The following is a 24,913-nucleotide window of genomic DNA, read 5'->3' on the forward strand; positions in this document are numbered from 1 at the left end:
AAAAAGGGCGCCAAACCGGCGCCCTTTTAGTTCAAGGAGTTTTTTAACTAGCGAAGAAGCTTATTCCCACTCGACGAATAAGTCGACGCCAGAGTAGGCACTGTAGCCGCGAATGCTGATGTACCAGCGGTCTTCAGCTGGGCTGTCAATGCTACAAGACTCGTCATTACCTGAGCGGTATGGACGGCACTCGTAGTTTGATTCAGTTGGCTGAGAACCTTGGCGAACGTATAGATCCGCGTCGCCAGTACCACCCGACATAGTCGCGTTCAGAACTGACATGCCGGCTGGAACGTCAACGTAGTAATGAGACCATTCACCGCTAGCACCTGATAAGTCAGTTGCTGAAGCCGAACCGCCATCACCGCCACCAGTGCTTGGTTCAGTGAATGAACCGGTCAGGTTAACACCAGAGAAGCTTGAGTATGCGTTCAGCATAACGTGGTAAGTACCAGCTTGTACGTTCGAAATAGTACAAGTTTCAGTGTTACCGCTTTGATACGGACGGCAGTCATAGCTTGACTGGGTTGGCTGAGAGCCAAAACGAACGTATAAATCAGCGTCGCCTGAGCCACCATTAATGTTGAAGCTTAGGTCTGTTGCGCCTGCCGGAACATTCAATGTGTAGTACAGAGAATCGCCGGTAGTTGCAGACAAGTTGCTGACCGTTTGACCATTGCTCAGTTCGTTGTCTGTTGGTGGTTCTTCACCGCCGCCACCGCCTGAGCCGTCACAGCCGTTCGCGTCAATGTAATCAATAGCGTCTTTAGACTGAGCTAAGCCGTAACCAAACTTAACGTCACGACCGGCAGCACCTAAGTCTTGTGCTGTATTGTTGAGCACACTACGAATTTCCTGCGCGCTACAGGTTGGGTGGTGTGACCAAACCAACGCCGCAACACCCGCAACGTGAGGTGATGCCATAGAGGTACCGCTCATGGTGCCGTAGTTGCCTTGTTGACCCGTGCCTTCTGGGTAAGTAGACATAACGTTTACACCGGGGCCGGCAATTTCAACTTGGCTGTTCTTCTGAGAGAAAGACGCTAAGTTTTTGCTGCTATCGACAGCCGCAACGGACATAACCGCGTTGTAAGACGCCGGGTAAGACATTGGGTCAGTTGAGCTGTAAGCAGAACCGTCGTTACCCGCTGCCGCAACCAATAAAACACCTTGGTTATACAGGTTTTGCATCGCGTTGGCTTCAGTCTGGCTTGAGCCACCGCCGCCAAGGCTCATGTTAACAACATCAGCGCCGTTGTCGGCACAAGTTTCAATAGCAGAAACCAGTGAAGACGAATAGCCCCAACCACTTGAGTTGAATACTTTGACAATATGCAGGTTAGGATCGCTACCAATAACGCCACGAACGCCAAAACCGTTATCGAGTGCAGCAATGGTACCGGCAACGTGCGTACCGTGTGGACCGCCGTTGTCATGCCAGTTGCCTGTGCCGCTATCATTCGTGCCGTTAATAGTACCGCCTAAAGTACCCATGTCTTCGTGTGGTAGCTCTAAGCCTGAATCGATAACACAGACTTTTTTACCACCTGCGGCCGCAGAAGCAACGCTGTCATCGACCTGATCAGCCTGTACCTGGCTAATGCCGTAAGGCACGTCTTGCGCCATAAAACGACGGATACGGTCAACTTCAACGTATTCAATGTTTGGGTTTTTCTCAAGACGCTTTCGCTGCTTTTCAGTCAGCTCGGCGGCAACCGCCAAATTGTGGCGCATGCTAAGTTTTACCTTACCGCCAGCTTTTCTGACCACGTTGTTTGCTCGGGAAACGGCCAATTCAGAACGTCCTCTGTTGCCCATTTTGTTGACCGCGTTACCATTATTTTTAAATTTAATGATGTAACGCTGAGGTGCTGAGCTATCCACTTGCGCTTGAATTTGAGCCTGCTCTTTTACCAGCGGCTGCGCTTGTGAATGGTCAGGAGGTTTAGCAAAAGCTGATGAAACTGATACTGCCAGGGCAGTCAGTGTAAGATATTGGATTTTTCTCATACCAGATTAGTCTCTTTTTGTTTTTATTTGTGGCTGTAAGAAGCCATGAATGAAAGCAGCAGGGGATACGACGTTTGGCTGCCTGAAAATGACGTCGTTTGACATCATTTGCAACATTTAATAACAAAAAATGAACAATTTAAAGGGTGAGAACGTAAAGATTGTTTAAATTTTTAACAAAAATGACACATGAGTTAATCAGAGGTTAGCGGTAGGCGGGGCTCGGTTCATTCACTGAACTTTGCGGCGGTTGCTGTAACCAATTCTCTGAAATTAAGCCAGGGACGCGTTCAAACTCGCCTGTATTGTTAGTTACAACGGTTAGGCCATGGCATCTGGCGTGTCCTGCTATCATTTGATCATAAGGGCCAATGGGCGTGCCTTTCTTTTTTAAATGATGTCGGATAAGAGCCGTATGATAGGCCGCATCGGCATCGTAGTTGAGGATGTCTAAGCGAGCTAAAAAGCTGTCGAGTTTGTCGGTATTAGTAACGCGTTGTTGAGAGTTTTCGACACCGTATTGAAGCTCCATGACAGTTACTGAGCTTACACAGAGTTCGCGAGAATGCTCATCAAAAATAGGCGCTAAATAGGCAGGCCGGTTCTTCATAATGTAAATACAGATATTGGTATCCAGCATATATCGCAAATTCATAGCTGCTCGCGCTCCTGCTCTTCGGGCTGCTCACGCTCAACCATAAAGTCGTCACTGGCAGGTTCACCACTAAACCAAGAAGCCCAACTGGCTTTCGCTGGGGTAATAATTCGGCTTTCGCCAACGACTAACACCTCAACTTCTTTTACGTCTTCAGAAAAAGCGACGTCTTTTGGCAACCGAACCGCTTGCGTTTTATTGCTTTTGAAAAGGGTTGTTTTGGTCATAAAAAACTCCGTATATCCAATTTGGATATACGGAGTTTAGTTGGGTAATTCAAATTGTCAAATTAGTCGTCCAGCTTATCCATTTGCTTAACGATCTCGTTACTGAGGCTATTCAGTTCGTCGGTGTTATTCGACAATGTCTCTGCCTGTTCATAGGCGCCATCGCAAAGTTCGCTAAGCACTTGAACGTTTTTGCTGACATTTTCCACTGCAGCATTTTGCTGTTGACTGGCCTCGGTGACCATATCGACTTCGGTGTTAATTTCACGTATTGAGGTTAACACTTGATTAAATGACTCAATGGTTTCCACCGATATGACTTGAGCTTCTTTAGACGCTTCCAAAGCTTGGTCGCTAATTTCACCAGAGGATGAAATAACCGCACGCAATTCATTGGTCATTTCTACAATGTCACTTGTGGTTGCTTTTGTCTTTTGAGCCAAAGACCGAACTTCGTCGGCGACAACAGCGAATCCTCTCCCGTGCTCTCCTGCTCGGTCTGCTTCAATAGCAGCGTTAAGAGCGAGTAAGTTAGTCTGGTCTGTGACGCTTTCGATTAACTCAACGAAAGACGTTATCTTTTCAGCACTTTTTTCGACCTTTTCAAAGCTGCTGTCGAATAGCTCGACAGAAGTAACGAGCTTATTTAATCGATCGGCTAATTTATTGATTTGTCTTTCAGACGTAATACTAACCTCTGAAACCGAGTCGGTATTGCTGTTGATTCGCTCAATGGTTTCGGTCATTTCGTTCATGCTGGCAGATATTTCTTCAATAGTAGAAGCCAAACTAGTGGACTGCTCACTCAGCTTTTCACTGGTTACATGAGAACGATCAGAGAGAGTGGCGGTTCTCTGAGCTAAATTACTGAGCTTCTCTGTGGCCCCGTCTACATGCGTTAGTATGCGACTAAAGCGTTTTAAAGCACGATTAAGAGAGCGCGCAATCTGCCCAAACTCGCTTTCACTACTAAGATTGACGCGGGGATCGAGATTACCGCTACCGACTTGTTCAGCCATGCTTTTGAGTTCTTTTACCGCAAGCGTAAGAACGCGTCGCGAGATGATAAAGAAGATAACTGCTAATGTAATAATAACCAAACTGGGAACAGCGAGCACACCGTTGGTTACGTCAGAGAATAAGGCAAGCCCTAGGACAATACTTAAACTCACCAGAAAAAGAAGGTTAATCTGGTTCATTCTAGCCAAGGACAGGTTAGATAATTTCATTGTTTTACTTTCCACACTATGATTAAAAAAAAGCGGTGCAAAGTAATCTAAATGATTAAGAAAAGATATCTTTTTCCCAATAGGTTTTGTCGATAGTCAATACTGGAAAATACGATTAATTTTTCGACAGCTATTGTGGTTTTTGCTGGGGCCGCTTTGCGCTATAATTGGCGGATAAATCCCCTGCAAAGCTTCCTTATGTCGAAGAAAAAACAAGAGTCGATTGTACTCGAAACCCCAACAGGCTCCGACCACGTTTTACTCCACTCCTGCTGTGCGCCATGCTCGGGTGAAGTCATGGAGCGTATGGCTGAAGCGGGCATCAAGTTCACGATTTTCTTCTATAACCCGAATATTCACCCGGAAAAAGAGTATTTGCTGCGTAAAGAAGAGAACATTCGGTTTGCCGAAAAACTGGGTGTGGACTTTATCGATTGTGACTACGACACCAAAAACTGGTTTGAGCGAGTGAAAGGTCTCGAGTGGGAACCGGAGCGAGGTGAGCGTTGCACAGTTTGTTTTGATATGCGTTTTGAGCGCACAGCCTTATACGCGCATGAAAACGGCTTTGACACTATTACCAGTTGCCTGGGCATTTCACGCTGGAAAAATATGCAGCAAATAAATGACTGTGGTCAGCGTGCGGTTGCACGTTATCCCGGACTGCATTACTGGACGTTTAACTGGCGTAAAAAAGGTGGCTCTGCCCGTATGGTGGAAATTGCCAAGCGTGAACGTTTTTATCAGCAGGAGTATTGTGGTTGTGTTTATTCGCTTCGCGATACCAACCGCTGGCGCCTGCAGAACGGGCGCGACCGCATTAAAATTGGTGTGGAGTATTATACTGCCGATTAAAAAAAGCCCCAGACGCTGGGAAGAGAGACGTCCGGGGCCACACGTGAAAGCGTTAATTTATGCTTTAGAAGTTGTAACGGAAATTCGCCATAATTGTGCGCTGTTGACCGTAAAAGCAGTCACCGCGAGCGAGACATGACGTTAAGACCGTTTTGTCGGTTAGGTTATCAACATCGAGACTGAAACTATAATTATCCCACTCGTAGCCAATCATGGCGTCGAATAAGGTATAGCTCGGTGTTTCTAAAAAGATGTTCTCGCCGTTATAGTTTACGTAGCCGTCAGACGTATTGCCTACGTAACGAACACCTGCACCGACTTTAAAACCACCCCAACTTTCCGGGCGATAGGTAGCCCAAACCGAAGCTTGTTGGTCTGGAGTTGCTGATAGTGTTTTACCGACTTCCGACGGGTTATTGCTCTTACTAATTACAGCATCCGTGTAGGCATAGCTTGCGTAAACATCCATAGACTCCCAGGCTAGCTGAGCTTCAAGTTCTACCCCTTCAATTTCGACTTCGCCAACTTGGATTTGGCCGTTAGGGTTAGGCGCGTCGGGGTCGTTAACTTGTGTCGTGCGGTTTTCCTCAGTGATTTGGTAAGCCGATAAGGTAATTAAATGCTCGGTTCCTTGTGGCTGGTATTTTACCCCCGCTTCCCATTGTTTACCCTCTAACGGGACATAAGCGTTATCGTAAGCATCACGGCCAATTAGCGGTGAGAAGGACTCACTATAACTAAAGTATGGCGATACTCCGCCGTCCATTAAGTACATAGCGCCGAGACGGCCGGTCGTTGCATATTGATCGGTAGCCGATCCTCCTTCAGGGTTCGTTGTAGCGCGATCCCTGCGCAGCGCAGCGGAGACTAACCATTTATCCGCGATACGCATATTATCTTGTGCATAAAAGCCAAGTTGATAGGTCGTTGTCGAAGGAAGATCTGTAACGTCAGCTTCGGTTGGAAGACCAGTGGCCTGACCGTACTCTGGAGCATACAAATCAAGGGGATTCATTGCACCATAAGCATAGTCGTTATCGGTGTAAGCATCCTGCAAGTCTAAACCGAAGACCAAGTCATGTTCTACTGCACCTGTAATTACAGAACCATGTAACTGAACGTCCGTTGTCCAAGCGTTTGCGTCGGCACGAGATAAGTAAGACACACGGTTAACGGTGCGGTTGTCTTCGGCAAAAACAGGCGGCCAACCGTACATTGTATTGTAGTCAGCGTGACTGTCACTGTATCTGCTGGCAAAACGAAGGTGCCAATTCAGATTGATGTCGTGTTCAACAATAGCCGTTAACGCATCCTGCTCAGTATCGTACTTATCGAACCCAGGCTCTGACACAAATGTTGAGCTGTCGATTTGACCAAACTCGTTAGGGAACAAGGTTCCTTGCCACGGAAAAAACTGGGTGCTGGAACCAGATTCATTTCTCTGGATGTTTCCGATTAATGTGATTTTTGTATCTTCTGACGCATGCAAGCTAATAGAGGGATTCAAGACCAAGCTGTTATCGGGGACGTAATCAGTTTGCGTATCACTGTCCCTGTATAAACCGATAAAGCGGCCCGTTAGGGAGGCGTCTTGGTTTAAAGCTCCGGTTATATCGCCCGCAACTTGTTTGCGGGAGTAATTACCAAGCTGAGCCCAAAACTCACCCTGAGTTTCGGCCTGAGGACGCTTGCTGACTAAATTAATGATACCGCCAGTTGAGCCTTGACCGTACAAGACAGAACTTGGTCCTTTAAGAATTTCAATTTGGCCAAGAGAATAAGGATTCACGCGTACGTTATTGTAGTAACCAAACAACGACTTCAGACCGTCTAAGTATTGGACTGGAGCGACACCTCTGATTTGAGCCCAGTCGCCACGAGTATCGACGCCGTATGGACCGTTGTACAGACCGGCAACATAACCAATGGCATCTTGAACCGTTACCGCACCTAAATCTTCGATACGTGTTTCTGTTAATACGGACACGGATAGAGGTGTTTCAATTATGGGGGTGTCAGACTTTGAGCCGGTCGCACTGACGTATGAAATCAAACCACGAGAGCTGACCTCGATGGTTTCCATCATTTCTTCTTTTTCTTTTTTTGTCTGCTGCGGCTCTTCTGCAAAAGCTGGAGTTGTGGTTAGAGCGGCCAAAACGCTGACCGCTAGTAGAGATTTCTGAACTTTCATGGTTCCCCTCAAAATCACAAGCGTTTATGTCGAGGTGGATCCTAAATGAAAACAATTCGTATTTAAAGTTTTATTTTAACCAATTCTCGGGAAGTTCCCATGAGGCCTTGTGAACACTGCCGTCCCAGGTCTGCAAAGTTACCCAAACGCGATGTTCCGGTTCATATTTTTGCGGTGCGATAGCGTGTACATGCTGCAGTAATTCGCTGCCATGCAAAATGCCGACGTCATCACTTTCAAGTGTGTTGAGTGGCAGTGGTTTTTCACCAATACTTACGTAGCCCTGCCGAATATCACTGACGTTGCCTTCGTTTACATAAGCGGAAAAGTCTTTGACCCAGTCTTCATGGTGAGCATATGGAGCCTCGTTATTTAACGGCTGTATTGCAACCTCGAAAGGTCCTACCGATTTTTCTTCCCAGACTTCCGGGAATTCGGGCGGTTGGAGTTGCTCGTACAAAAAGTAAAAAGGCAGAATGAGAATTAAGCCACTTAACTTAAATTTATTACGGTTCCAAAATGTATTTTTACGGCGCGCCATTAGTTCGCTCCCTCACTTTGCAGAGACTCACGCAGTGGTGTCTTCTTTTCCTTTGCGGCTTTTACGGTTCGCGAGCCCCAAATCAAGAAACCGGTAATGGACATGGCGGACAGGATCAGCCCGAAAATAAACCAAATAGCTTTTGTCCAAATACCACCAATAGTGCCGTAGTGGAGTGGGTCGACAATGTGCTGAATGGTTTGTAATGCACCCATGGTCTCGGGTGTGGTTTCGCTGGCTATTTCTCCGGTCCATGGGTTTATATTGACACGGTAAGAGTAGTCGTCGAAGAACACCGTGTCGCCGCCACCCATAATTTTGAACATGTCGCGATTATGCTCCGGCATCATAATGTAGCTGGGGCGGAACTCCGGAAAACGCTTTTCGGTTGTTTTCATCGCGTCAGCAAAAGTCACTGGTGGCTCCGCTTTTTCGCCAAGAGGTATGTCTGAAGCCTCCACTAACGGCGGATGCGCCTCAATATCTATGTCGGCGTGCCACATAACCTGCTGAGTAAAGTACCAGAGGCCGGTCAGGCTCATGACAATAAGGAACCAGATTGACCAAACTCCGCCGTGTTTGTGCAAGTCGGTTAGCAGTGTTTTTTTACCTTGTTTCGCGCGGATCTTCGGTTGTGTATAAGCGCGCCAAAAGCGCTTATAAATAACCAAACCGGTGACCAACGCGCCAATCATTACAAATGACATGGCGGAAACCAGGTAATAACCCACGCTGTAGCTGCTTTGCCATGGGAATAACAACCAACCGTGCAATGAACGCATGAAGTTAATAAAGGTAATGCCTTGGTTGACTTCCTGAATTTCGCCGGTGTATTGGTTTACGTAAGCAATGCCCGACGGAATGGTCTCGGTCGAGAAAATAACGGCATTAATGAGATAAGGCTCAAAGGTCATGACAGTTGTAATGTTGGCTGACGGATAAGCGTTTTGGACCGTCGCAACTAACTCAGAAATAGGCCGAGCGGCTAAGTCATTCGGATTAACCGCACGAGCATTCTCGTTAAATAGCCAGGTTAACTCGTGACTGAACACCGCGATAGTCCCTGTAATGCAGATAAAACAAAACAGTATCCAGATGGGTAGCGAGCACCATCCGTGCAGCTTGAACCATTGCCTTTGCGTCATTTTCTTTACTCTCTAAAAAACTTTTCCTAAATGATATTGCTAATGGGAACGATTATCAAATACAATTACAAAAAGTAATAGTTCTCATTTGTGGTTTAGGGGTGGATTTTTAAATGAATCAGTTTGTAAAAAGTTCTTTAGCGTTAGCAATTGCGTCAATCATGCTTTCATCGGCTGCTATTGCGCAGGAAAATGACAATGCAGAGTCCGAAAAGTCAGAAGGCCAACAGAAAGAAAAGATTTTTGAACATATTAAGGTAACCGGCAGTCCGCTGGATCGTGCGACGACAGCGACAGGGTTGCCACTTACGTTGCGTCAGACGCCTCAGTCTATTTCGGTGATTGATCGCGAATTCATTGATGGCTTCGCGTTAGACACGGTAGCCGATGTTATGCAGTTTGCGCCGGGTATTCAGGCTCAACAGGCTGAAACCGACCGCTTCTTTTTCCGCTCACGTGGTCGTGACGTGACTAACTTCCAATTCGATGGCGTTCCCATTGCGTACAACAGTTTCTTTAGTGAAGCCTTGGCGGACTCTGTCGTTTTTGAGCGGGTGGAAATTGTGCGTGGTGCTACCGGCCTTTTAACCGGTGCGGGTGAACCTTCTGCAGCCATTAACCTGATTCGTAAGCGTCCTAAATATGAAGACGGCGGCTATGCGAGTGTGGGTGTCGGTTCATGGAGTAATTATCGTTTTGAGGCTGACCATTCTCAAACATTGACGGAAGACGGTAATGTGAAAGCACGAGTGGCAATGGCCTATGAAGAAGGCGAAAGCTACGTCGACCTGTCGGAAAAAGAAAATGCGCAAATTTACGCGGTAGTAACCGCTGATTTAACGACCCAAACTCGTTTGACGGTAGGTGCTGACTACAGCGAACGTAACCCGAAAGGCAGCATGTGGGGTGCGTTGCCACTGTTTTATGCTGACGGTACTCAAGCCGATGATTTGCCGGTAAGTACGACAACCGCATCACCATGGAATAAGTGGGACAGAGAGAGCACGAATGCTTTCGTGCAACTTGAGCACGCCTTCGATAACGGCTGGAACATTCAAATGGATGTTGAACGTCGTGAAGGTGAAATGGATGGCTACTTGCTCTATTTTGGTGAGTTTTTCCCTGAAAAAGCGACCGGGAAAAGCCCTGACCCAGATTATAGTCCATCACCAAACCATTATGTTGCTAAGCGCGAGCAAACCTCATTTCGTGTTTTAGCTTCGGGACCGTTTGAGCTGCTTGGTCGCGAACACCAGTTAACGGCAGGCGCTCTTTATGCTGAGCAGGACGTTAACGCTACGTCTTATGGTATTACCGATACCATAGTGGTTCCTAGCCTGTTCGACTGGGGAAATGGTGTTCCGCGTCCCAACTTTAGTGATACACCTTCGTACAGTACGTTGGAGTCTCATACTCAGGAAGGTATTTACGCGGCGGCTCAGTTGAGCCTAACGGACGAGTTTACTGCTATAATTGGTAACCGTTTAACTAACTACGATTCGCTGTCTGAGGCTCCGTGGGCGGTTAGTGACTATGAAAATTCAAGCGTCAATACGCCATATATCGGCCTTGTTTACGATGTTACCGACATTATTTCCACGTACGCCAGCTATACCGAAATTTTCCAACCACAGCAGGCATTAGACGTAAATGGAGAGCTAATTGGTCCCAAAGAAGGAACCAATTCGGAGATTGGAATTAAAGGTGACTTCTTTAATGAAGCGCTTTCTGCCAGTTTTTCCGTTTATAAAGTCAAAGAAGATAATTTAGCCATTGATGATCCGAATTCAACAGGTCCGATACCTGGTACCCAGATTGAAGCGTCTATTGGTGTTTCAGGTGCGGAAAGCGAAGGTTATGAGTTAGAGCTTAACGGTAAGCCAACGGATACTGTGAATATTTTCTTTAGCTATACTCATAACGAATCGACTGATCGCGACGGTTCAGATTACGCGCCGCACTTGCCGGAAGATATGATGAAAGCCAGTGTGCTTTACACGGCTACTAATGCGTTTAAGCTTGGTGTTAACGCAAATTGGCAAAGTGAAGTTTCTAACCCAACAGTGCCAGAAATGCCAACCTTTCATCAGGACAGCTATACAGTGGTAAACGCCATGGCGAATTACAACTTAGGTAAAAACCTGGAGCTAAGCCTGAACGTCAACAACCTGTTCGATGAGAAGTATTATTCAAGTATCGACTTTTACGACCAAGGGTTTTTCGGCGCAGAGCGTAATTTTGAGTTGAGTCTTAAATACGCCTGGTAAATTAACTGGGTAATTACAGAAAGGGCAGTGCAACCACTGCCCTTTTCTTTTGCCCGTTGCTAAGCCCCCTGCAACTTGCTATAAATGCGCGCAAATTCTGCAACGCTTTAAATCTCATGAGCCAGTCGTCCGATACTGTTGTTATGGTGCGCCCGCATCACTTTGCGTCGAACCCGGAAACCATGGGCGACAATGCCTTTCAGTCGCTGGCGAAAGACGGTGTTAATATCGCTGAGGCGGCTTATAACGAAGTGAGTGAAGCGGTCCGTAAGCTGCGTGAACACGGTGTTCAGGTGCACTTATTTGAAGATGAAACCACAGCAATGCCCGATTCGGTCTTCCCCAATAACTGGTTCAGCACTCATGCCTCTGGCGAGCTGGTTTTATACCCAATGTATTGTAAAAACCGTCGCAAAGAACGTCGCCCGGACATTATTGAGTTTCTTCGCAGTCAATATGGTTACCACGAACTTATTGATTTTAGCGCACAGGAAAACGACGCCGTGTTTCTGGAAGGGACGGGCTCAATTGTGTTCGACCATGAACATAAGCTTGCTTACGCTGCTCGCTCTAAGCGTATGCACGAAAGCGCATTGAAAGCGCTTTGCCAAAAACTGGGTTACGAACCTGTGGCGTTTGATGCCACCAGCCGAGACGGCAAGCCAGTGTATCATACCAATGTACTTATGACCGTTGGCAGTGACTTTGTCATGGCGTCTGTTGAGATGATTCGTGATGACAATGAACGGCGCCGGTTTGTGGGTACGGTTGCGAAAAGTCGTAAAGCTCTGGTAGAACTGACAGAAGAACAAATTGAACATTTTGCTGGTAATACTCTGGAGTTGGCGGTAGATGGCAGCAAGTTGTTAGCTATTTCCTCAACGGCTTATAACACCTTAAGCGCTGATCAGATAAAAGTACTAGAGCAGTGGGTGACATTAGTGCCTATTTCTGTACCTACTATTGAGTTAGGTGGCGGCTCAATTCGCTGTATGTTAGCGCAGGTTTTTAAAGTGATTTGACTATAAGTCACTTTTATAAAATAAATTAAAAATATTATTTGACTTTATATTTATTGAGCGTACAGTGGGCGGCGTTGGATAAGAAACAGTTAGTTAAACACTCCTCTACGTAACATTATTAGAAGTAATCGTCTCGTCCTGTAGTTTTAAGTTTCACATTTTTTACCCCGCACGATCATCGGCGTCGAGATTGTCTCGGTCCGGTACTTATATATTTTTAAAATTTCAGGATATTATTATGTCTAATACAGTAAACGGTGTTGTTAAGTGGTTTAACGAAGCAAAAGGTTTTGGTTTTATCGAGCAGCAAGGTGGCGCAGACGTATTTGCTCACTTCAGCGCGATTGTCGGCGACGGTTTCAAAACCTTAGCTGAAGGCCAACGCGTTTCTTTCTCAGTGACCCAAGGCCCGAAAGGCCCTCAAGCTGAGAACATTCAAGCGCTGTAAGCGTCTGAATTTGCGTTAAGCGCAACACAAATTATGAAGAGCAGCCTACGGGCTGCTTTTTTTGTGCCTGAATTTTGTCGTGAAACCCCGTAAACTTAAGTTTTAAAGTGAATAAGAGTTTCTGCCGTGATACAACCGTTTGACCAACTCATTTGCCCCCTCGACAAGCAGCCTTTGCAGCTGAATGAACGCACCTGGTGCTGCGAAAATGGGCATAGCTATGACGTGGCAAAGCAGGGTTACGTCAACTTGTTGCCGGTACAGAATAAACGCTCGAAAGACCCGGGTGACAGCAAAGCGATGGTGCAGGCTCGGCGTAAGTATCTGGAGGAGGGGCATTACCTACCTCTAGCCCGGGCTTTGGCTGATATCGTGTTGGAGCAAGGTGACCAAACTCTGCTCGATGCAGGTTGCGGTGAAGGCTATTACTTGCGCTATCTCGTTGAACAGGCTGAGCAAAAAGGGACAAAGTTAAGTGTGGCTGCGCTGGATATTTCGAAATGGGCGGTACAGGCTGCAGCAAAGCAGGATAAACGTCTGAGCTGGATAGTCGCATCGAATAACGCGATTCCGCTGGAAGACAATAGTGTTGATACCATTTTGTGTGTATTTGGCTTTCCGGTTGAGGCTGAGTTTAAACGAGTTTTAAAACCTGGTGGCCGATTGATTATGGTTGATCCAGCGGTAAACCACCTAACGGAGCTAAAAAGCATAATCTACTCTGAGCTAAAGAGTAAAAGTGAAACGTTGCCTATAACCGGCTCAGATTATGAACTGACTTCTGAACAACGGGTGAACTTTCAGGTTGAACTGAATAATAACGACTCCATTAAAAACCTCCTGACTATGACCCCTCACCTCTACCGCGCTAGTATAGAAGGCAGGGAGCGAGCCGAAAGCCTACAACGCTTGGCCATAACGGCTGATGTCTGGGTACGTGTCTTTAGTTTAACGGCTTAGAGTCGGTAATCGACTATAAAAGGTTACGCTATTCGCTAACGACATTTAGCAGCTGACTTTCTATGCTTTCCTATTTTCATAGAGGGAAGCTGATGCATGCCAACAGTGCTAAGGATTGGTGCTTACCGTTTTTTCTTTTATAGTAATGAAAGTGGCGAGCCGCCGCATATTCATGTGCAACGCGAGAGTAAACTTGCGAAGTTTTGGCTTAAGCCTGTTTTGATGAGCAGCTCGATTGGCTTTTCATCGTTTGAGCTTAGGCGAATACAGAAAATTGTAGTTCAACATAAAGACGAGCTTCTGGAGGCTTGGGATGAATACTTTAGAAATTGATCGCCACCCTGTTGCAGTGAATGTATCTGTTACCGAAGCTGCGCTCGAAGTTGAACTGGCTGACGGACGTAAAATTTCGGCTCCCATTGTTTGGTTTCCTCGCTTGGAAGCTGCCACGGAAGAAGAACGTAATGATTGGCAGTTATTAGGTAACGGCCAGGGCATTCATTGGCCCCGCTTAGATGAAGATATCAGTGTGCTTGGACTGTTAAGCACTTAGCTCATGCGCACCGTTGTTCACTCAACAATAACGTCAATACCCAAGGCGGACTGGAACCGGTTGTTCAGCAGTGACTACCCGTTTACGCAATATGATTTCCTGCTGGCGCTTGAGCAGGGTGGTAGTCTTGGGCCCCAGCGAGGTTGGTTGCCCCAGTATGTTGCGGTACATGATAATAGCGACACACTGGTCGCCATTATGCCGTGGTTTAAAAAGACCCATTCCTATGGTGAGTATCTGTTTGACTGGGCGTTTGCTGAGGCTTATGAACGTTATGGTTTTCAGTACTACCCCAAGCTGATTAACGCCATACCTTTTACCCCGTGTCAGGGACCTCGCTTGGGGACCGCTAAGGGCGTTAATACCGCTGATGTTCTGCCGGTTATTGAATCGGCGTTGATGCAGGAGCATGATGTCAGCAACTTACAATGTCTGTACATTGAACCGAATGTAAGCCAGGCACTGGCAGAAGAAGGTTGGTGGCAACGCTTTGACATTCAGTTTCTCTGGCAAAACCGAGATTATGACTCCTTTGATGACTTTCTTGGGGCTTTGGTGTCACGGAAGCGCAAGTCCATACGCAAAGAGCGGCAAAAGGTGTCAGAGCAAAAGGTCGAAATGCGAACCTTGCCGGGCAACGAGCTGACCGCAGATTTCTGGCATCAGTTCATTGTGTTTTATCAGCGTACTTACTTAAAGCGTTCGGGTCATGGCGGCTATTTAACACCAGCGACATTTCAGCTCTGGGGTGAGTTACTGGCGGAACATATTGTTGTGTTTGCAGCTTACCGAAACGACGAAATGGTGGCGGCGTCATTGTGCTTTAAAAGTGACAACACGCTTTACGGGCGCTACTGGGGCTGTCGGGAAGAGCTTGAGTTTTTGCATTTTGAAGCCTGTTATTATCAGGGGATTGACTACTGCATACGCCAAAACCTTAGTTACTTTGATGCCGGAGCACAGGGTGAACATAAGCTGCACAGAGGCTTTGAACCGGTATTGCGTGAAGGTTTTTATCGGTTTATGCCGTCTCCTCTTAACGACGCCATTGAGCAGTACTGTCAGGATGAGCGCGCTGCTCTGAGCGAGCATCTGAAAACACTGCAAACCTACCTGCCTTATAAAGACCGCGATTAATACAGCGGCCAAACCAGCAGTATCATGACCAAAGCAACCGCGGCAACAACCAGCGATAGCGGCAAGCCCAGCCGCCAATAATCACTGAAGTTATAACCGCCCGGCCCCATGACCAGAATATTCGACTGGTGCCCAATGGGTGTTAAAAATGGCACAGCAGCACCAATGGCAACGGCCATTAAAAACGGATCCATACTGGCCCCGAAACTACCGGCCATGCTGATACCGATAGGTGCCATAAGTACCGCGGCAGCAGCGTTATTAACGATATTCGACAGCAGCATGGTAACAACCAGCAATAAACCAACGGCCACATACTCAGGCGCACCGGCGCTGATATAGAGCACACCGTTGGCAATGGTGTCAGCCGCTCCGCTGCGCTCTAACGCTGAACCCAGCGGTATGGTTGCGCCCAGCAGCACAATAATAGGCCAGTCTATAGCGTCATAGAGCTCGCGCAGGGGCAGAATATTGGTGACCACCATAAGCCCCGCCGCTAGTGTGAAGGCAACGGGTACAGAGAGTAGCCCAAGAGCTGCCGATAAAATCGTTGCAGCAAAAATGCCCAGTGGCAAAGCCAGCTTTTTGGACGATCCTATACGTAAGCTGCGTTGCGCAAGCGGAAAACATCCGAAGCGCTGAAATACATCGGTCAGTGTCTCCGCATCGCCCTGCAATAACAGAACGTCGCCTGGCTTGAAGCGAATATTACCTAAAGCCGTACCGAGTTTTTGACCTTCCCGCGCTACCCCAAGCACATTGATGCCGTAGCGGCTGCGCAGTTTAATATCCGCGGCAGAGCGACCAATAAGCCGTGAGTCGTGACCAACGATACCTTCAATAACGGTAATGTCGTCTGATTTCAAAAAGCGCTCATCAATTTTTTCTTCAGCGTTGAGCTCTAAACCGGTTCCGTCAATAACTTGCTGAATGGTTTCAGCGTTGGCCTCGACAATTAACACGTCCTCGGCTCTGAGTCTTAAATAACGAGCCGGCGCCGACCATCGCTTTTCACCGCGCTGCAATGCCACAATAACAAAGTCGTCTTCAGTGCGGTTCTCCAACTCGTAGAGCGTTTCGCCGATAAAGTCGGACTCTTTTGGGACATACAATTCGGTGAGGTAACTGCTGACATCGTAAAGCGATGCTGATTTGGATTTACCGCTTTTCTCAGGAACCAGCCAATGGCTGAGTAGCCACATAAATAACAGACCGGTAACGGCAATACTCAAGCCCACAGGGGTAAACTCGAAAATGCCAAAGGACTCGCCCATGGCTTCGCGTCGAATGTCCGCAATAATGATATTGGGCGGTGTACCGACCATGGTTATGGTCCCGCCGAGTAGCGAACCAAACGCCATTGGCATGAGCAGTTTAGAGGGGTTATTGCCGCTGGCACGGGCCAGTTGCAGTGCGACGGGAATCATTATGGCCATGGTGCCGGTATTACTGATAAACGCTGAACAGACGGTCGTGACAGATGTGAGCGCTATCATTTGAATCCAGCGTTTGTCGCCAACTTTTTTCATGCCGGCCGCAAGAGCATCGACAACACCGGAGCGCCATAGCGCATGACTTATAATAAGAACGGCGGCGACGGTAATAACCGCAGCATTGCCGAAACCGCTGAAAACCTCAGCCGCCGGAACTAGACCCAGAACGGCGGCCGACAGAAGCGCCATCATGGCAACGAGGTCATAACGCCATTTATCAATGACAAATAAAGCCAGCATTGCCAGCAAGATAATACCAATAAGCCATTGATCCAGCATACAAAGCCCGTCGTTTACTATTTATACGATGAACATTGCATAAGATACGATCGGGTGCAATATTTAGATGACGACCTAATCAGGAGGCATAACGATGAAGTACCTTAGTTTAGCAAGTGCAGTAGTCGTTGGCCTGGCGGGATTAAGCAGTGCGCCGGCAAACAGTGATGATCATAAAGAAACGGGATTGGCGAACGCTGAAATTCAGGAGTGGCAGGTGCCGTGGGAGGACTCTCGCCCCCGAGATCCTTGGGTACACGACGGTATTGTCTGGTTTGTCGGCCAGGGGAGTCATTACGCGGCAACCTTTAATCCAGAAACAGAAGAATTCAAACGCTACGACTTGCCTGATGGCGCGGGGCCCCACACGGTTATCGTCGATGACCGGGGCGCCTGGTATGCGGGCAACTTGAAAGAGCATATTGGCCTTATTGACCCGGGTACCGGTGATATTAAGCAATTTGAATTACCCGGCAGTGGACCAAAAGACAGTCACACCATGGACTTTACTGCGGCAGGTGATATTTGGTTTACCGTTCAGGGTGGTAATCAAATCGGCTTTTTAGAGACGACTGGCGGCGAAATCATGCTGTGGGAGGTACCGACAGACTCGGCAAGACCTTATGGCCTCATTGTTGAAAATGACCGCCCCTGGGCGACGTTGTTTGGAACGAATAAGCTGGCCACCATTGAAAATGGCAATTTAAAAGAGTTTGAACTGAAGCGGGAAAAATCGCGTCCTCGTCGTTTGGGTATGACCGATGACGGCACGATTTGGTATGTCGATTATAACCAGGGATACGTCGGTAGTTACGACCCGGTAACGGGCGACAACAAAGACTGGCGCGCACCGGCGGCAGGGAATTCACGTCCTTATGGCATGGCAGTAGACAAGCGCAATGACATTTGGTTTGTCGAAACGGGTGTGCAGCCGAACCGCTTAGTGGGTTTTGACACAGAAACCCACGAATTTTCAGAGCCTATCGAGCTAGAAAGTGGCGGCGGTACCGTTCGTAATATGTTTTATGACGAAAACACCGACTCCATTTGGTTCGGCACCGACGCCAATACACTGGGCGTGGTCCGCCTAAGCGAACCACCCGTTGTCACCGCCGATTAATTACATCGGCAACACTTCTAAAACGGCGACGTAAGAGCCCTGGCGTTTGGTCGCCGGGGCTTTTCCATTATTGTCTGAGTATTCAGCTTCCAGCCAATACATGCCGGCTTCATCAACAGAAAACATCACTTCGCCTTTTTCATTAGTAGTCAACTTGGTCGGCTCAGAGCGGTCACGATACCGTTCACCGCCCTTCACCAAGACCAGCTCAGTACCTGCAGCAGCTGCACCGTCTATCGTGAATTTGAACGTAATATTTTCACCAGTGTATAAGTCATTCGGATGGGTTACTGGCTTGAGCTCTAAACCGTTGCCCGTAGGTCCTAAAGTGTCATAAGTCGGGGCGCCTGATGTCACAAATGTTTCAACCCGGTGTGAGCGTTCACTGACCTCTAAGTCTTTGGCATCTTGCGGCACTTCTTTGTAAAAGTCGTCATTCGTTTTCCGGGAGCCACGCGGCGGCCAGTATTGGCGTTCGCCATTATCGTCTATCCAGCGGGCAGATAGCCCAGAGCTTGCTGAGTAAACGGTGTAAGTGCCTTCCTTTTCCAACTCAACATCAAACACTGAACGTAGTTTACCTTTGTACCCGTTTTCTAAAGTTACCGCAGAGCCGTCCGGCGCCATCGCTTCCACTCGGTCTAAACTAAGCGGGTAGTGGTCGGGATAAAAAATGCCATTTGCAATAGCCGCGTCAAAGGTGACCCATTCCGAGTCGCCGGAGACAACGGTAGCACTTGGCTTAATCCATACACGGTGTGCTTCACTGCTGGCGCTGGCGAACAGTGTCAGTACGGCAAGACTTGTCGTTATTACAGAAGATAATTTCATGCTTAAGGCTCCAGTTTTAGGGACACACGGCCGAGTTCGTGCTCGCCGCTGTCTGTTATGGATATTGGGTGGTTAAGAGGTAAAGACAATGGCAGTCGCAACATTTCACGGCCGCCAAGCTCACGAGCTGCTTCTACGTATAGGTAGTATTTGCCTTCACTTAGCTCAGGTAATTGATTCAGCATGGGGGTTAAGTCGACCCGTTGAATGCCGGGACGGCGAGTTGCGCCGGACACACCATCTATAGGCATATCGGTCATGCGTCCGCTGCGGCGCCACCATTGACGCATGTCTTTCAGCCACTTTTCCCCTTCGTTATTTTCAAGGTTTACGTCATACCACACCGCAATATCGACAACACGCTGATGACGTTCGTTGGCCAACCAAACGGCAACATAAGGTACGTGATATTCGGCAACAGACAAGCGTGGAATTTCCACAGTGAGTTCATTTTCAGCGGCGTGAGCCGAACCAATAACGGCGAAAAATGGAATGATGAATCCGGCCAGGACCAGTGGCCAGGTTGATTTGCGGCCCTTACTGTATTTTTTCAAAAGCAATAACCCCGTAATAGTGAAAACAATGCTTGCGATAGCAAACACATCAATAAACAAACTCCATAAGAATCCGGTGTTCCGCGCCTTGTGCAGGTCATTAAAGTAAGCGATCCAGCCGCGATCAGTGTTTTCAGAATAAAAAGCACCGCTGGCTAAATCGACACTGAACCAGCTGTCCCCGCCAGGTCGGGGCATGGCGACGTACACTTCGTAGTCACTCCACTCTATTTGGGCATTTGAACTGATGCTGTTATGTGTCTTTGCTTCGTACCAGCGGTGAAAGGAAGTTGGCAGAACGTCATTCCCTGACGCATTCACCAACCGTTCCAAGTCCTTTTGAGGGAGAGACCCTTCGTAACTTTCGACGCTCGGTGCAGACTCTATCCATCCTGCATGATTCAACGTAATACCGGTGACAGAGAACAGCAGCATGCCAATAAGACAAATCGCTGAGCTTATCCAGTGCCAGTCTTTGAGTGACCAACCTCGCTTTTTTGATCTGTTTCCGCGCGCCATAATCCACTGCTGTTAAAATTGGCTGAAGCCAACGTTTTTATTTGATGTTTTATGAATATGGCGTTAGTCTATATGAAAATCATTCTTATTCGCAATTTAGAAATAGTGAACTGATTTTTCAGTTTTTAAGCGCATAGCGTTACTTTTGCCGTAATCTGCAGGAGCAGGAGTTTTCATGAGAAGTACTATTGCCGAGACCGTGACTCAGGTACGTCACTGGAATGACACTTTATTCAGTTTTAGAACCACCCGTAAGCCAAGTTTCACGTTTGAAAACGGCCAGTTTGTGATGATGGGCCTGCAATTGGAGGACAAACCACTGCTGCGAGCTTACTCAATTGCCAGCGCGAATTATGAAGAAGAACTTGAGTTCTTCAGCATAAAAGTGCCTGATGGCGCACTAACGTCTCGCTTGCAGCATATTCAGGTGGGCGATGAAGTGGTCCTGTCGACGCGCCCTACCGGCACCCTTGTTCCGGGACATTTGTTACCGGGTAAGAACCTGTACTTGCTGAGTACAGGAACCGGGCTGGCGCCGTTCATGAGTGTTATTAAAGACCCCGATATTTACGAGCAATATGACAAGGTGGTTCTTGTTCACGGGGTGCGCTATGTCTCCGAGTTGGCTTACCAAAAAGAAATAGGTGAAGACTTACCTAATAACGAGTTTTTTGGTGACTGGGTAAAAGAAAAGCTGATTTACTATCCAACGGTAACTCGGGAACCTTTCAGGGATGAAGCGCATCAGCAGCGTATTACTGATTTGCTGACTTCTGGCACCTTGACGCGCACCATAGGCATGCCCGATTTGAACCCGGAGCATGACCGTTTTATGCTGTGTGGTAATGACGCTATGCTGCAGGACTTAATGGCTATATTGAACGAGCGTGGCTTTACAAAGGCAACGTCGCGTAAGCAAGGCGATTACGTTATTGAGCAGGCATTTATTGAGAAATAACCAATGAGGTAACCATGAGCTCCTGGCAAAACTTGCTGACCGAGGTTCGTCAATGCACGCTATGCGAACCGGAATTGCCAATGGGAGCTCGACCGGTTGTTCAGTTACATCCCAACGCCAAAATTTTAGTCGCTGGTCAGGCCCCTGGCCGACGAGTTCATGGCTCCGGTAAACCGTTCTATGACCCCAGTGGTGACCGTCTTCGTCAGTGGATGGGCATTGATAAATCGACGTTTTATGACGCTGAAAAGCTGGCGATTATTCCTATGGGGTTGTGTTACCCGGGCACCGGCAAGTCCGGCGACTTACCGCCACGCCCCGAATGTGCTCCGGCGTGGCGGCATAAGCTCCTTGAGCAGTTACCGAATTTAGAACTGACGTTAGCCATTGGGCAGTACGCCCAAAGTTGGCATATTGACGAACCAAAACAGACGCTTACTGAGCGAGTAAAAAACTGGGAACATTATTGGCCTGACGTGTTGCCGTTGCCGCACCCCAGCCCACGTAATAATTTGTGGTTAAAGCGTAACCCGTGGTTTGAAGACGCCGTTATTCCGACGTTGCAGAAGCGCATTGCCGAATTAGTCCGCGCCTGACTACCACCAGCGACCGGTCTCCCGGCAATAGCTTTTGTACGCTTCGCCAAAGGCCTTGGTAAGAGCGCGCTCTTCGGGCTGAATCTGGAACTTACTCATGTACGCAACATAAAGCACCAAGCCCCATAGCGAAAACACGCTGCCTAAAAATACACCCCAAGCCATAAGCACAAAGAAAAAGCCAAGGTACATTGGGTTTCGGGTGCGCTGATAAATACCCGTTGTGACCAATTCGGTACTTTTGTTTGGATCTCTGGGGTCGACCGTGGTTTTTGCCCGGCGAAAGCTCATAACGCCCAGTAAAGGCAGTAAGACACCTAGCACTAATAAGAAAATTGCCGCAGCACGCTGGCCAACATAGAAAGCATTAAACTCTGCGGTATAATGCGCCGTTAACCACATCAACCCTGCCACAATGGCGACAACAATGACGGGCGGAACTTTGAGTTCTAAAAACTTCATAGAAAGAAGCGTCCTTTTGGTGATACGAAAATGACGACCGAAACTTCTACAATTATTGAGCAAACCGAGCGCTGGGTGCAACAGCTCATTGTGAAATACAATATTTGCCCGTTTGCGCGCCGCGAAGTTGAACGCAAACGTGTTCGCTACGTTGTTGCGGAACAACAGGACATGGCTTCGGTGTTACAACAATTACTGGACGAGGCGAAACATCTGGACGAAACCCCTGAAACCGAGACCACACTTTTTATAATCCCTCAGGGCTTTGAAGGCTTCTATGGCTTTTTAGACTTGGTCGGCATGGCTGACACATTGCTTATTGAAGAAGGCTATGAAGGCATTTATCAATTAGCGCATTTTCACCCGGGTTACTGTTTTGATGGTGAGCCTCAGGATGACCCGGCAAACTACACGAATCGTTCACCCTTCCCAACGCTTCACTTGCTAAGGGAAGCGAGTTTAGAGAAAGCAATTGAGCAACATGACGATCCGGAATCCATCCCTGAGCGCAATATCGAGTTTTGTCGTCGTAAAGGTGCTGAGTTTTTTGTAAAGATTTTAAACGGTTAGCTTGGGCTGACGAATTGAATGGCGTAGGCTATGCTTTAGTTATAAACAAAGGTGATTGTCATGCCAGAGCGTCAGCTGTCGAATAAAATTCTGGAAAAGTTACCCACTATGGTCGCGTTCATCGATGAAAAGCGGCGCTATCGTTATATCAACAAAGCCTATTGCCAGTTCCTTAACCTGAAAAAAGCCGACATTCTGGGTCGGTTCGTTTCCGATGTTCTTGATGATGAGCTTTACGCGAGGATGAAGCTTCGGCATGACAAAGTATTTGAAAGCGGCAAGGTCAGTTCCTTTTCGGAAGCGGTTACATTTAGGGATGGCCGTAAGTGCTTTTTGGATATCCGCTACATTCCTGAGCTGGATGAAAGCAAAAAAATGGTCGGTCTGTATGCTGTGATGGAAGACGTGACCGAGTACTATGCTTCGGTCGATTTAATGCGCACCATTCATGACATTATTCATAAGCGCGGCCGGCGTATTGATCCTGTATCAATTGATGAGCTCCTGAAGTTTGGCGTTGAGTATTTGGACGTGGATATTGGAACCGCAAGTTCAATCATTGACGGCGTATACACCATTGAGTGGATACAAACGGCAAAATTAGAGTTCGATGCCGGTACTCAACTTCCTCTGGATACTACCTATTGCTCTGTTGTTTTAAAGGAAAATGAATTAGTACATACCAATGAAGCCGACAAAGACGAGCGCTTTAAAAATCATAAGTCTTTCCTGACGTACGGGCTTCAGTCTTATATCGGTACACCGCTTGTTATTAACGATGTTGTTTGGGGTGTATTAGGGTTTGCGCGTAAAACCGCTCGCCGGGAAGCTTTCAGCGAACTGGAAATAGAAATGGTGCGTATGATGGGCACCGCTGTGGAGACGGTTATTGCGGAGCAGGCGGTGCGTCATGACCTGATACGGCAACGTGACGATATGGCGTTAATTGCTTATACAGACTCGCTCACGGGTTTGAAGAACCGCTCAGCGGGCATGCAAATGCTTGAGCAAGGGCTGGCATCTCATTACAAGGACAGCTGTTGTGTGGTGGCGGTTATCGACTTTGACCATTTTAAGTCAATTAATGACACCTACGGCCACGACATTGGGGACCGGGTGCTCATTGCTGGCGCTAACGCCATGAATGACAGCTTAAGGGGTAGCGACACGGTTATTCGGGTGGGCGGTGAAGAGTTTATGATTATTTTACCTCACACCGATAAAGAAAATGCTTCAACGGTACTTGAGCGCGTACGAGAAGCCGTGGAGACAACGGTTGTCACGCTGGAATCAGGCGACGTCATTAATCCCACTGTCAGCATTGGTGCTACCGCTAGTGAAACTAATGACGACGTGTCGAGTATTTACCGCCGCGCCGACCAAGCGCTCTATAAAGCCAAGCACGCGGGCCGAAACTGTATTGTTTGGTCAGACAATGCAGCGAGTTAAGCCAAACGGTTTTCTAGCGGTTGGTTAGCCATAGCGTTAATCCAATGCCGATAGCCATGCCAAGTAATAACGTAATCAGCATTGGCAATGCATCAATCCAGCTTGGTGCTCGCTGGGGAGCGTCTTGGGACATTAGCTTTTCCTCGGCAGCAAAGTTTGACTCAATGGTCTTACGCTCAACCTCTAAAACGCTGCATAAAGCCAGTACGGTTTCTGATGAAGCCATACCTTCTTTCTCAACTCGCTGTATTGTGCGAAGGCTCACTGCGCACGCATCGGCAAGGTGCTGCTGAGTCCAGCCTTTGTCATTTCGAAGCTCGACAATTTTAGTAGCATCAATACGCATAGCCTACCCCAAAAACGTTAATGCAGCGGTGGCAGCGAGGTAGCCGAATATCAGTCCAACAAAGAAGAAAATAACTAAGTTCCTGACAAAGGCTTTCTTGTTATCGAAGGCAGAGCGCGTTTCCGTGCTGACAGTTTCACCATTTACTATCAGCCGACATTCTACACGGCAAAAGAGAAAGCCTGTCACATTAAAGTGAAGTTCATAGTCAGAACCATCGACGTGAAACTTATGGCAGCTTGATAACCCAAGGTTACGCTTCTTTGACACAGAAACTCCGTCAACAAGTACTTCCTCTTTGCCTGTGAGACTTGATGCATTTGCCGTTATCGTGTGTCCATTGTCGTTAAACTTAAAACGATACGCGAGGTTTAGTTTTTCCAGTAAAGATTGTTTCATGACTTTTTCCTTTTTATTTAATGTAAAGAGTACAGCGTTCTTTCGATGAATAAAGCTATCAGTACCAGAAAAATATCGTGACGCCAGTTTTGAGTCT

26 protein-coding genes are annotated in these 24,913 nt (G+C 47.6%); 13 read left to right on the forward strand and 13 right to left on the reverse strand.

Going from position 1 to position 24,913, the window contains the following annotated elements; genetic code table 11:
• Positions 1 to 60 precede the first annotated feature (60 nt).
• From CWC33_RS06095 to CWC33_RS06110, 4 genes are all read right to left on the reverse strand, one after another.
• The gene (locus tag CWC33_RS06095; protein WP_100691213.1) at positions 61 to 2,010 is read right to left on the reverse strand and encodes a S8 family serine peptidase; all 1,950 of its coding nucleotides are present in this window, start codon (positions 2,008 to 2,010) and stop codon (positions 61 to 63) included.
• Positions 2,011 to 2,215: 205 nt separating this feature from the next.
• Positions 2,216 to 2,665 (reverse strand): type II toxin-antitoxin system tRNA(fMet)-specific endonuclease VapC, encoded by a 450-nt coding sequence (gene vapC, locus CWC33_RS06100; protein WP_100691214.1) that lies wholly within the window; start codon positions 2,663 to 2,665, stop codon positions 2,216 to 2,218.
• Positions 2,662 to 2,892: a type II toxin-antitoxin system VapB family antitoxin gene (gene vapB / locus CWC33_RS06105; protein WP_100691215.1), complete on the reverse strand. Its 231-nt coding sequence runs from the start codon at positions 2,890 to 2,892 to the stop codon at positions 2,662 to 2,664. Before vapB ends, vapC begins: the two co-directional genes overlap by 4 nt.
• A gap of 62 nt (positions 2,893 to 2,954) precedes the next feature.
• Positions 2,955 to 4,121 carry a methyl-accepting chemotaxis protein gene (locus CWC33_RS06110; RefSeq protein WP_100691216.1) on the reverse strand — a complete coding sequence of 389 codons (1,167 nt, stop codon included), beginning with the start codon at positions 4,119 to 4,121 and terminating at the stop codon, positions 2,955 to 2,957.
• A gap of 198 nt (positions 4,122 to 4,319) precedes the next feature.
• Here CWC33_RS06110 and CWC33_RS06115 point away from each other — a divergent pair, with 198 nt between their 5' ends.
• Positions 4,320 to 4,976: an epoxyqueuosine reductase QueH gene (locus CWC33_RS06115; protein WP_088767182.1), complete on the forward strand. Its 657-nt coding sequence runs from the start codon at positions 4,320 to 4,322 to the stop codon at positions 4,974 to 4,976.
• A 64-nt stretch (positions 4,977 to 5,040) separates the two neighbouring features.
• Here CWC33_RS06115 and CWC33_RS06120 read toward each other — a convergent pair whose 3' ends face one another.
• The 3 genes from CWC33_RS06120 to CWC33_RS06130 all read right to left on the reverse strand — a co-directional run bounded on the left by CWC33_RS06120 (position 5,041) and on the right by CWC33_RS06130 (position 8,853).
• A complete protein-coding gene (locus CWC33_RS06120; protein WP_100691217.1) occupies positions 5,041 to 7,167 on the reverse strand; it encodes a TonB-dependent siderophore receptor in 2,127 nt (708 codons plus the stop codon).
• Positions 7,168 to 7,237: 70 nt separating this feature from the next.
• Positions 7,238 to 7,708, reverse strand: coding sequence for a hypothetical protein (locus CWC33_RS06125; RefSeq protein WP_100691218.1), 471 nt, complete (start codon positions 7,706 to 7,708; stop codon positions 7,238 to 7,240).
• The gene (locus CWC33_RS06130) at positions 7,708 to 8,853 is read right to left on the reverse strand and encodes a PepSY-associated TM helix domain-containing protein (RefSeq protein WP_100691219.1); all 1,146 of its coding nucleotides are present in this window, start codon (positions 8,851 to 8,853) and stop codon (positions 7,708 to 7,710) included. The genes CWC33_RS06125 and CWC33_RS06130 overlap by 1 nt, the downstream gene beginning before the upstream one ends.
• A gap of 113 nt (positions 8,854 to 8,966) precedes the next feature.
• Here CWC33_RS06130 and CWC33_RS06135 point away from each other — a divergent pair, with 113 nt between their 5' ends.
• The 7 genes from CWC33_RS06135 (at position 8,967) to CWC33_RS06165 (ending at position 15,240) form a co-directional block, all read left to right on the forward strand.
• Positions 8,967 to 11,120 (forward strand): TonB-dependent siderophore receptor, encoded by a 2,154-nt coding sequence (locus tag CWC33_RS06135; protein ID WP_100691220.1) that lies wholly within the window; start codon positions 8,967 to 8,969, stop codon positions 11,118 to 11,120.
• A gap of 116 nt (positions 11,121 to 11,236) precedes the next feature.
• Positions 11,237 to 12,142, forward strand: a complete 906-nt coding sequence (gene ctlX / locus CWC33_RS06140; protein WP_100691221.1) for a citrulline utilization hydrolase CtlX — start codon at positions 11,237 to 11,239, stop codon at positions 12,140 to 12,142.
• A gap of 238 nt (positions 12,143 to 12,380) precedes the next feature.
• Positions 12,381 to 12,590 carry a cold-shock protein gene (locus CWC33_RS06145; RefSeq protein WP_100691222.1) on the forward strand — a complete coding sequence of 70 codons (210 nt, stop codon included), beginning with the start codon at positions 12,381 to 12,383 and terminating at the stop codon, positions 12,588 to 12,590.
• A 126-nt stretch (positions 12,591 to 12,716) separates the two neighbouring features.
• A complete protein-coding gene (locus CWC33_RS06150) occupies positions 12,717 to 13,550 on the forward strand; it encodes a putative RNA methyltransferase (protein ID WP_100691223.1) in 834 nt (277 codons plus the stop codon).
• Positions 13,551 to 13,646: 96 nt separating this feature from the next.
• Entirely contained in the window at positions 13,647 to 13,883 is a 237-nt protein-coding gene (locus CWC33_RS06155) for a DUF4160 domain-containing protein (RefSeq protein ID WP_100691224.1), read from the forward strand.
• Positions 13,864 to 14,103, forward strand: a complete 240-nt coding sequence (locus tag CWC33_RS06160) for a DUF2442 domain-containing protein (protein WP_053953435.1) — start codon at positions 13,864 to 13,866, stop codon at positions 14,101 to 14,103. The genes CWC33_RS06155 and CWC33_RS06160 overlap by 20 nt, the downstream gene beginning before the upstream one ends.
• 3 nt (positions 14,104 to 14,106) lie before the next feature.
• Positions 14,107 to 15,240: a GNAT family N-acetyltransferase gene (locus CWC33_RS06165; protein ID WP_100691225.1), complete on the forward strand. Its 1,134-nt coding sequence runs from the start codon at positions 14,107 to 14,109 to the stop codon at positions 15,238 to 15,240.
• Here CWC33_RS06165 and CWC33_RS06170 read toward each other — a convergent pair.
• Positions 15,237 to 17,012 carry an SLC13 family permease gene (locus CWC33_RS06170; protein WP_100691226.1) on the reverse strand — a complete coding sequence of 592 codons (1,776 nt, stop codon included), beginning with the start codon at positions 17,010 to 17,012 and terminating at the stop codon, positions 15,237 to 15,239. The genes CWC33_RS06165 and CWC33_RS06170 overlap by 4 nt on opposite strands.
• A 94-nt stretch (positions 17,013 to 17,106) precedes the next feature.
• Here CWC33_RS06170 and CWC33_RS06175 point away from each other — a divergent pair, with 94 nt between their 5' ends.
• Positions 17,107 to 18,132: a Vgb family protein gene (locus CWC33_RS06175; protein WP_100691227.1), complete on the forward strand. Its 1,026-nt coding sequence runs from the start codon at positions 17,107 to 17,109 to the stop codon at positions 18,130 to 18,132.
• Here the strand turns inward: CWC33_RS06175 and CWC33_RS06180 are convergent, their stop codons facing one another.
• Positions 18,133 to 18,963 carry a DUF4198 domain-containing protein gene (locus tag CWC33_RS06180; protein WP_100691228.1) on the reverse strand — a complete coding sequence of 277 codons (831 nt, stop codon included), beginning with the start codon at positions 18,961 to 18,963 and terminating at the stop codon, positions 18,133 to 18,135.
• A gap of 2 nt (positions 18,964 to 18,965) precedes the next feature.
• Positions 18,966 to 20,036 (reverse strand): PepSY-associated TM helix domain-containing protein, encoded by a 1,071-nt coding sequence (locus CWC33_RS06185; protein WP_100691229.1) that lies wholly within the window; start codon positions 20,034 to 20,036, stop codon positions 18,966 to 18,968.
• Between the two features lie 175 nt (positions 20,037 to 20,211).
• Here CWC33_RS06185 and CWC33_RS06190 point away from each other — a divergent pair, with 175 nt between their 5' ends.
• Together CWC33_RS06190 and CWC33_RS06195 are read left to right on the forward strand one after the other, a co-directional pair.
• Positions 20,212 to 20,994, forward strand: coding sequence for a ferredoxin--NADP reductase (locus tag CWC33_RS06190; protein WP_100691230.1), 783 nt, complete (start codon positions 20,212 to 20,214; stop codon positions 20,992 to 20,994).
• A gap of 74 nt (positions 20,995 to 21,068) precedes the next feature.
• The gene (locus tag CWC33_RS06195) at positions 21,069 to 21,590 is read left to right on the forward strand and encodes a uracil-DNA glycosylase family protein (RefSeq protein ID WP_442906203.1); all 522 of its coding nucleotides are present in this window, start codon (positions 21,069 to 21,071) and stop codon (positions 21,588 to 21,590) included.
• Here the strand turns inward: CWC33_RS06195 and CWC33_RS06200 are convergent, their stop codons facing one another.
• On the reverse strand, positions 21,591 to 22,052 hold the full coding sequence (locus tag CWC33_RS06200) for a methyltransferase family protein (protein WP_100691232.1): 462 nt from the start codon (positions 22,050 to 22,052) through the stop codon (positions 21,591 to 21,593).
• A 30-nt stretch (positions 22,053 to 22,082) separates the two neighbouring features.
• Here CWC33_RS06200 and CWC33_RS06205 point away from each other — a divergent pair, with 30 nt between their 5' ends.
• On the forward strand, positions 22,083 to 22,622 hold the full coding sequence (locus tag CWC33_RS06205; RefSeq protein ID WP_100691233.1) for a DUF1415 domain-containing protein: 540 nt from the start codon (positions 22,083 to 22,085) through the stop codon (positions 22,620 to 22,622).
• A 60-nt stretch (positions 22,623 to 22,682) separates the two neighbouring features.
• On the forward strand, positions 22,683 to 24,071 hold the full coding sequence (locus CWC33_RS06210) for a sensor domain-containing diguanylate cyclase (protein WP_100691234.1): 1,389 nt from the start codon (positions 22,683 to 22,685) through the stop codon (positions 24,069 to 24,071).
• Positions 24,072 to 24,084: 13 nt separating this feature from the next.
• Here CWC33_RS06210 and CWC33_RS06215 read toward each other — a convergent pair whose 3' ends face one another.
• Both CWC33_RS06215 and CWC33_RS06220 read right to left on the reverse strand, forming a co-directional pair.
• Positions 24,085 to 24,417 (reverse strand): helix-turn-helix transcriptional regulator, encoded by a 333-nt coding sequence (locus CWC33_RS06215; RefSeq protein WP_100691235.1) that lies wholly within the window; start codon positions 24,415 to 24,417, stop codon positions 24,085 to 24,087.
• Positions 24,418 to 24,420: 3 nt separating this feature from the next.
• Positions 24,421 to 24,816, reverse strand: a complete 396-nt coding sequence (locus CWC33_RS06220; RefSeq protein ID WP_100691236.1) for a hypothetical protein — start codon at positions 24,814 to 24,816, stop codon at positions 24,421 to 24,423.
• Between the last annotated feature and the right edge of the window lie 97 nt (positions 24,817 to 24,913).

The sequence above is a fragment of the Idiomarina sp. X4 genome, from assembly GCF_002808045.1.
In the GTDB taxonomy this organism is placed as follows: Bacteria; Pseudomonadota; Gammaproteobacteria; order Enterobacterales; family Alteromonadaceae; genus Idiomarina.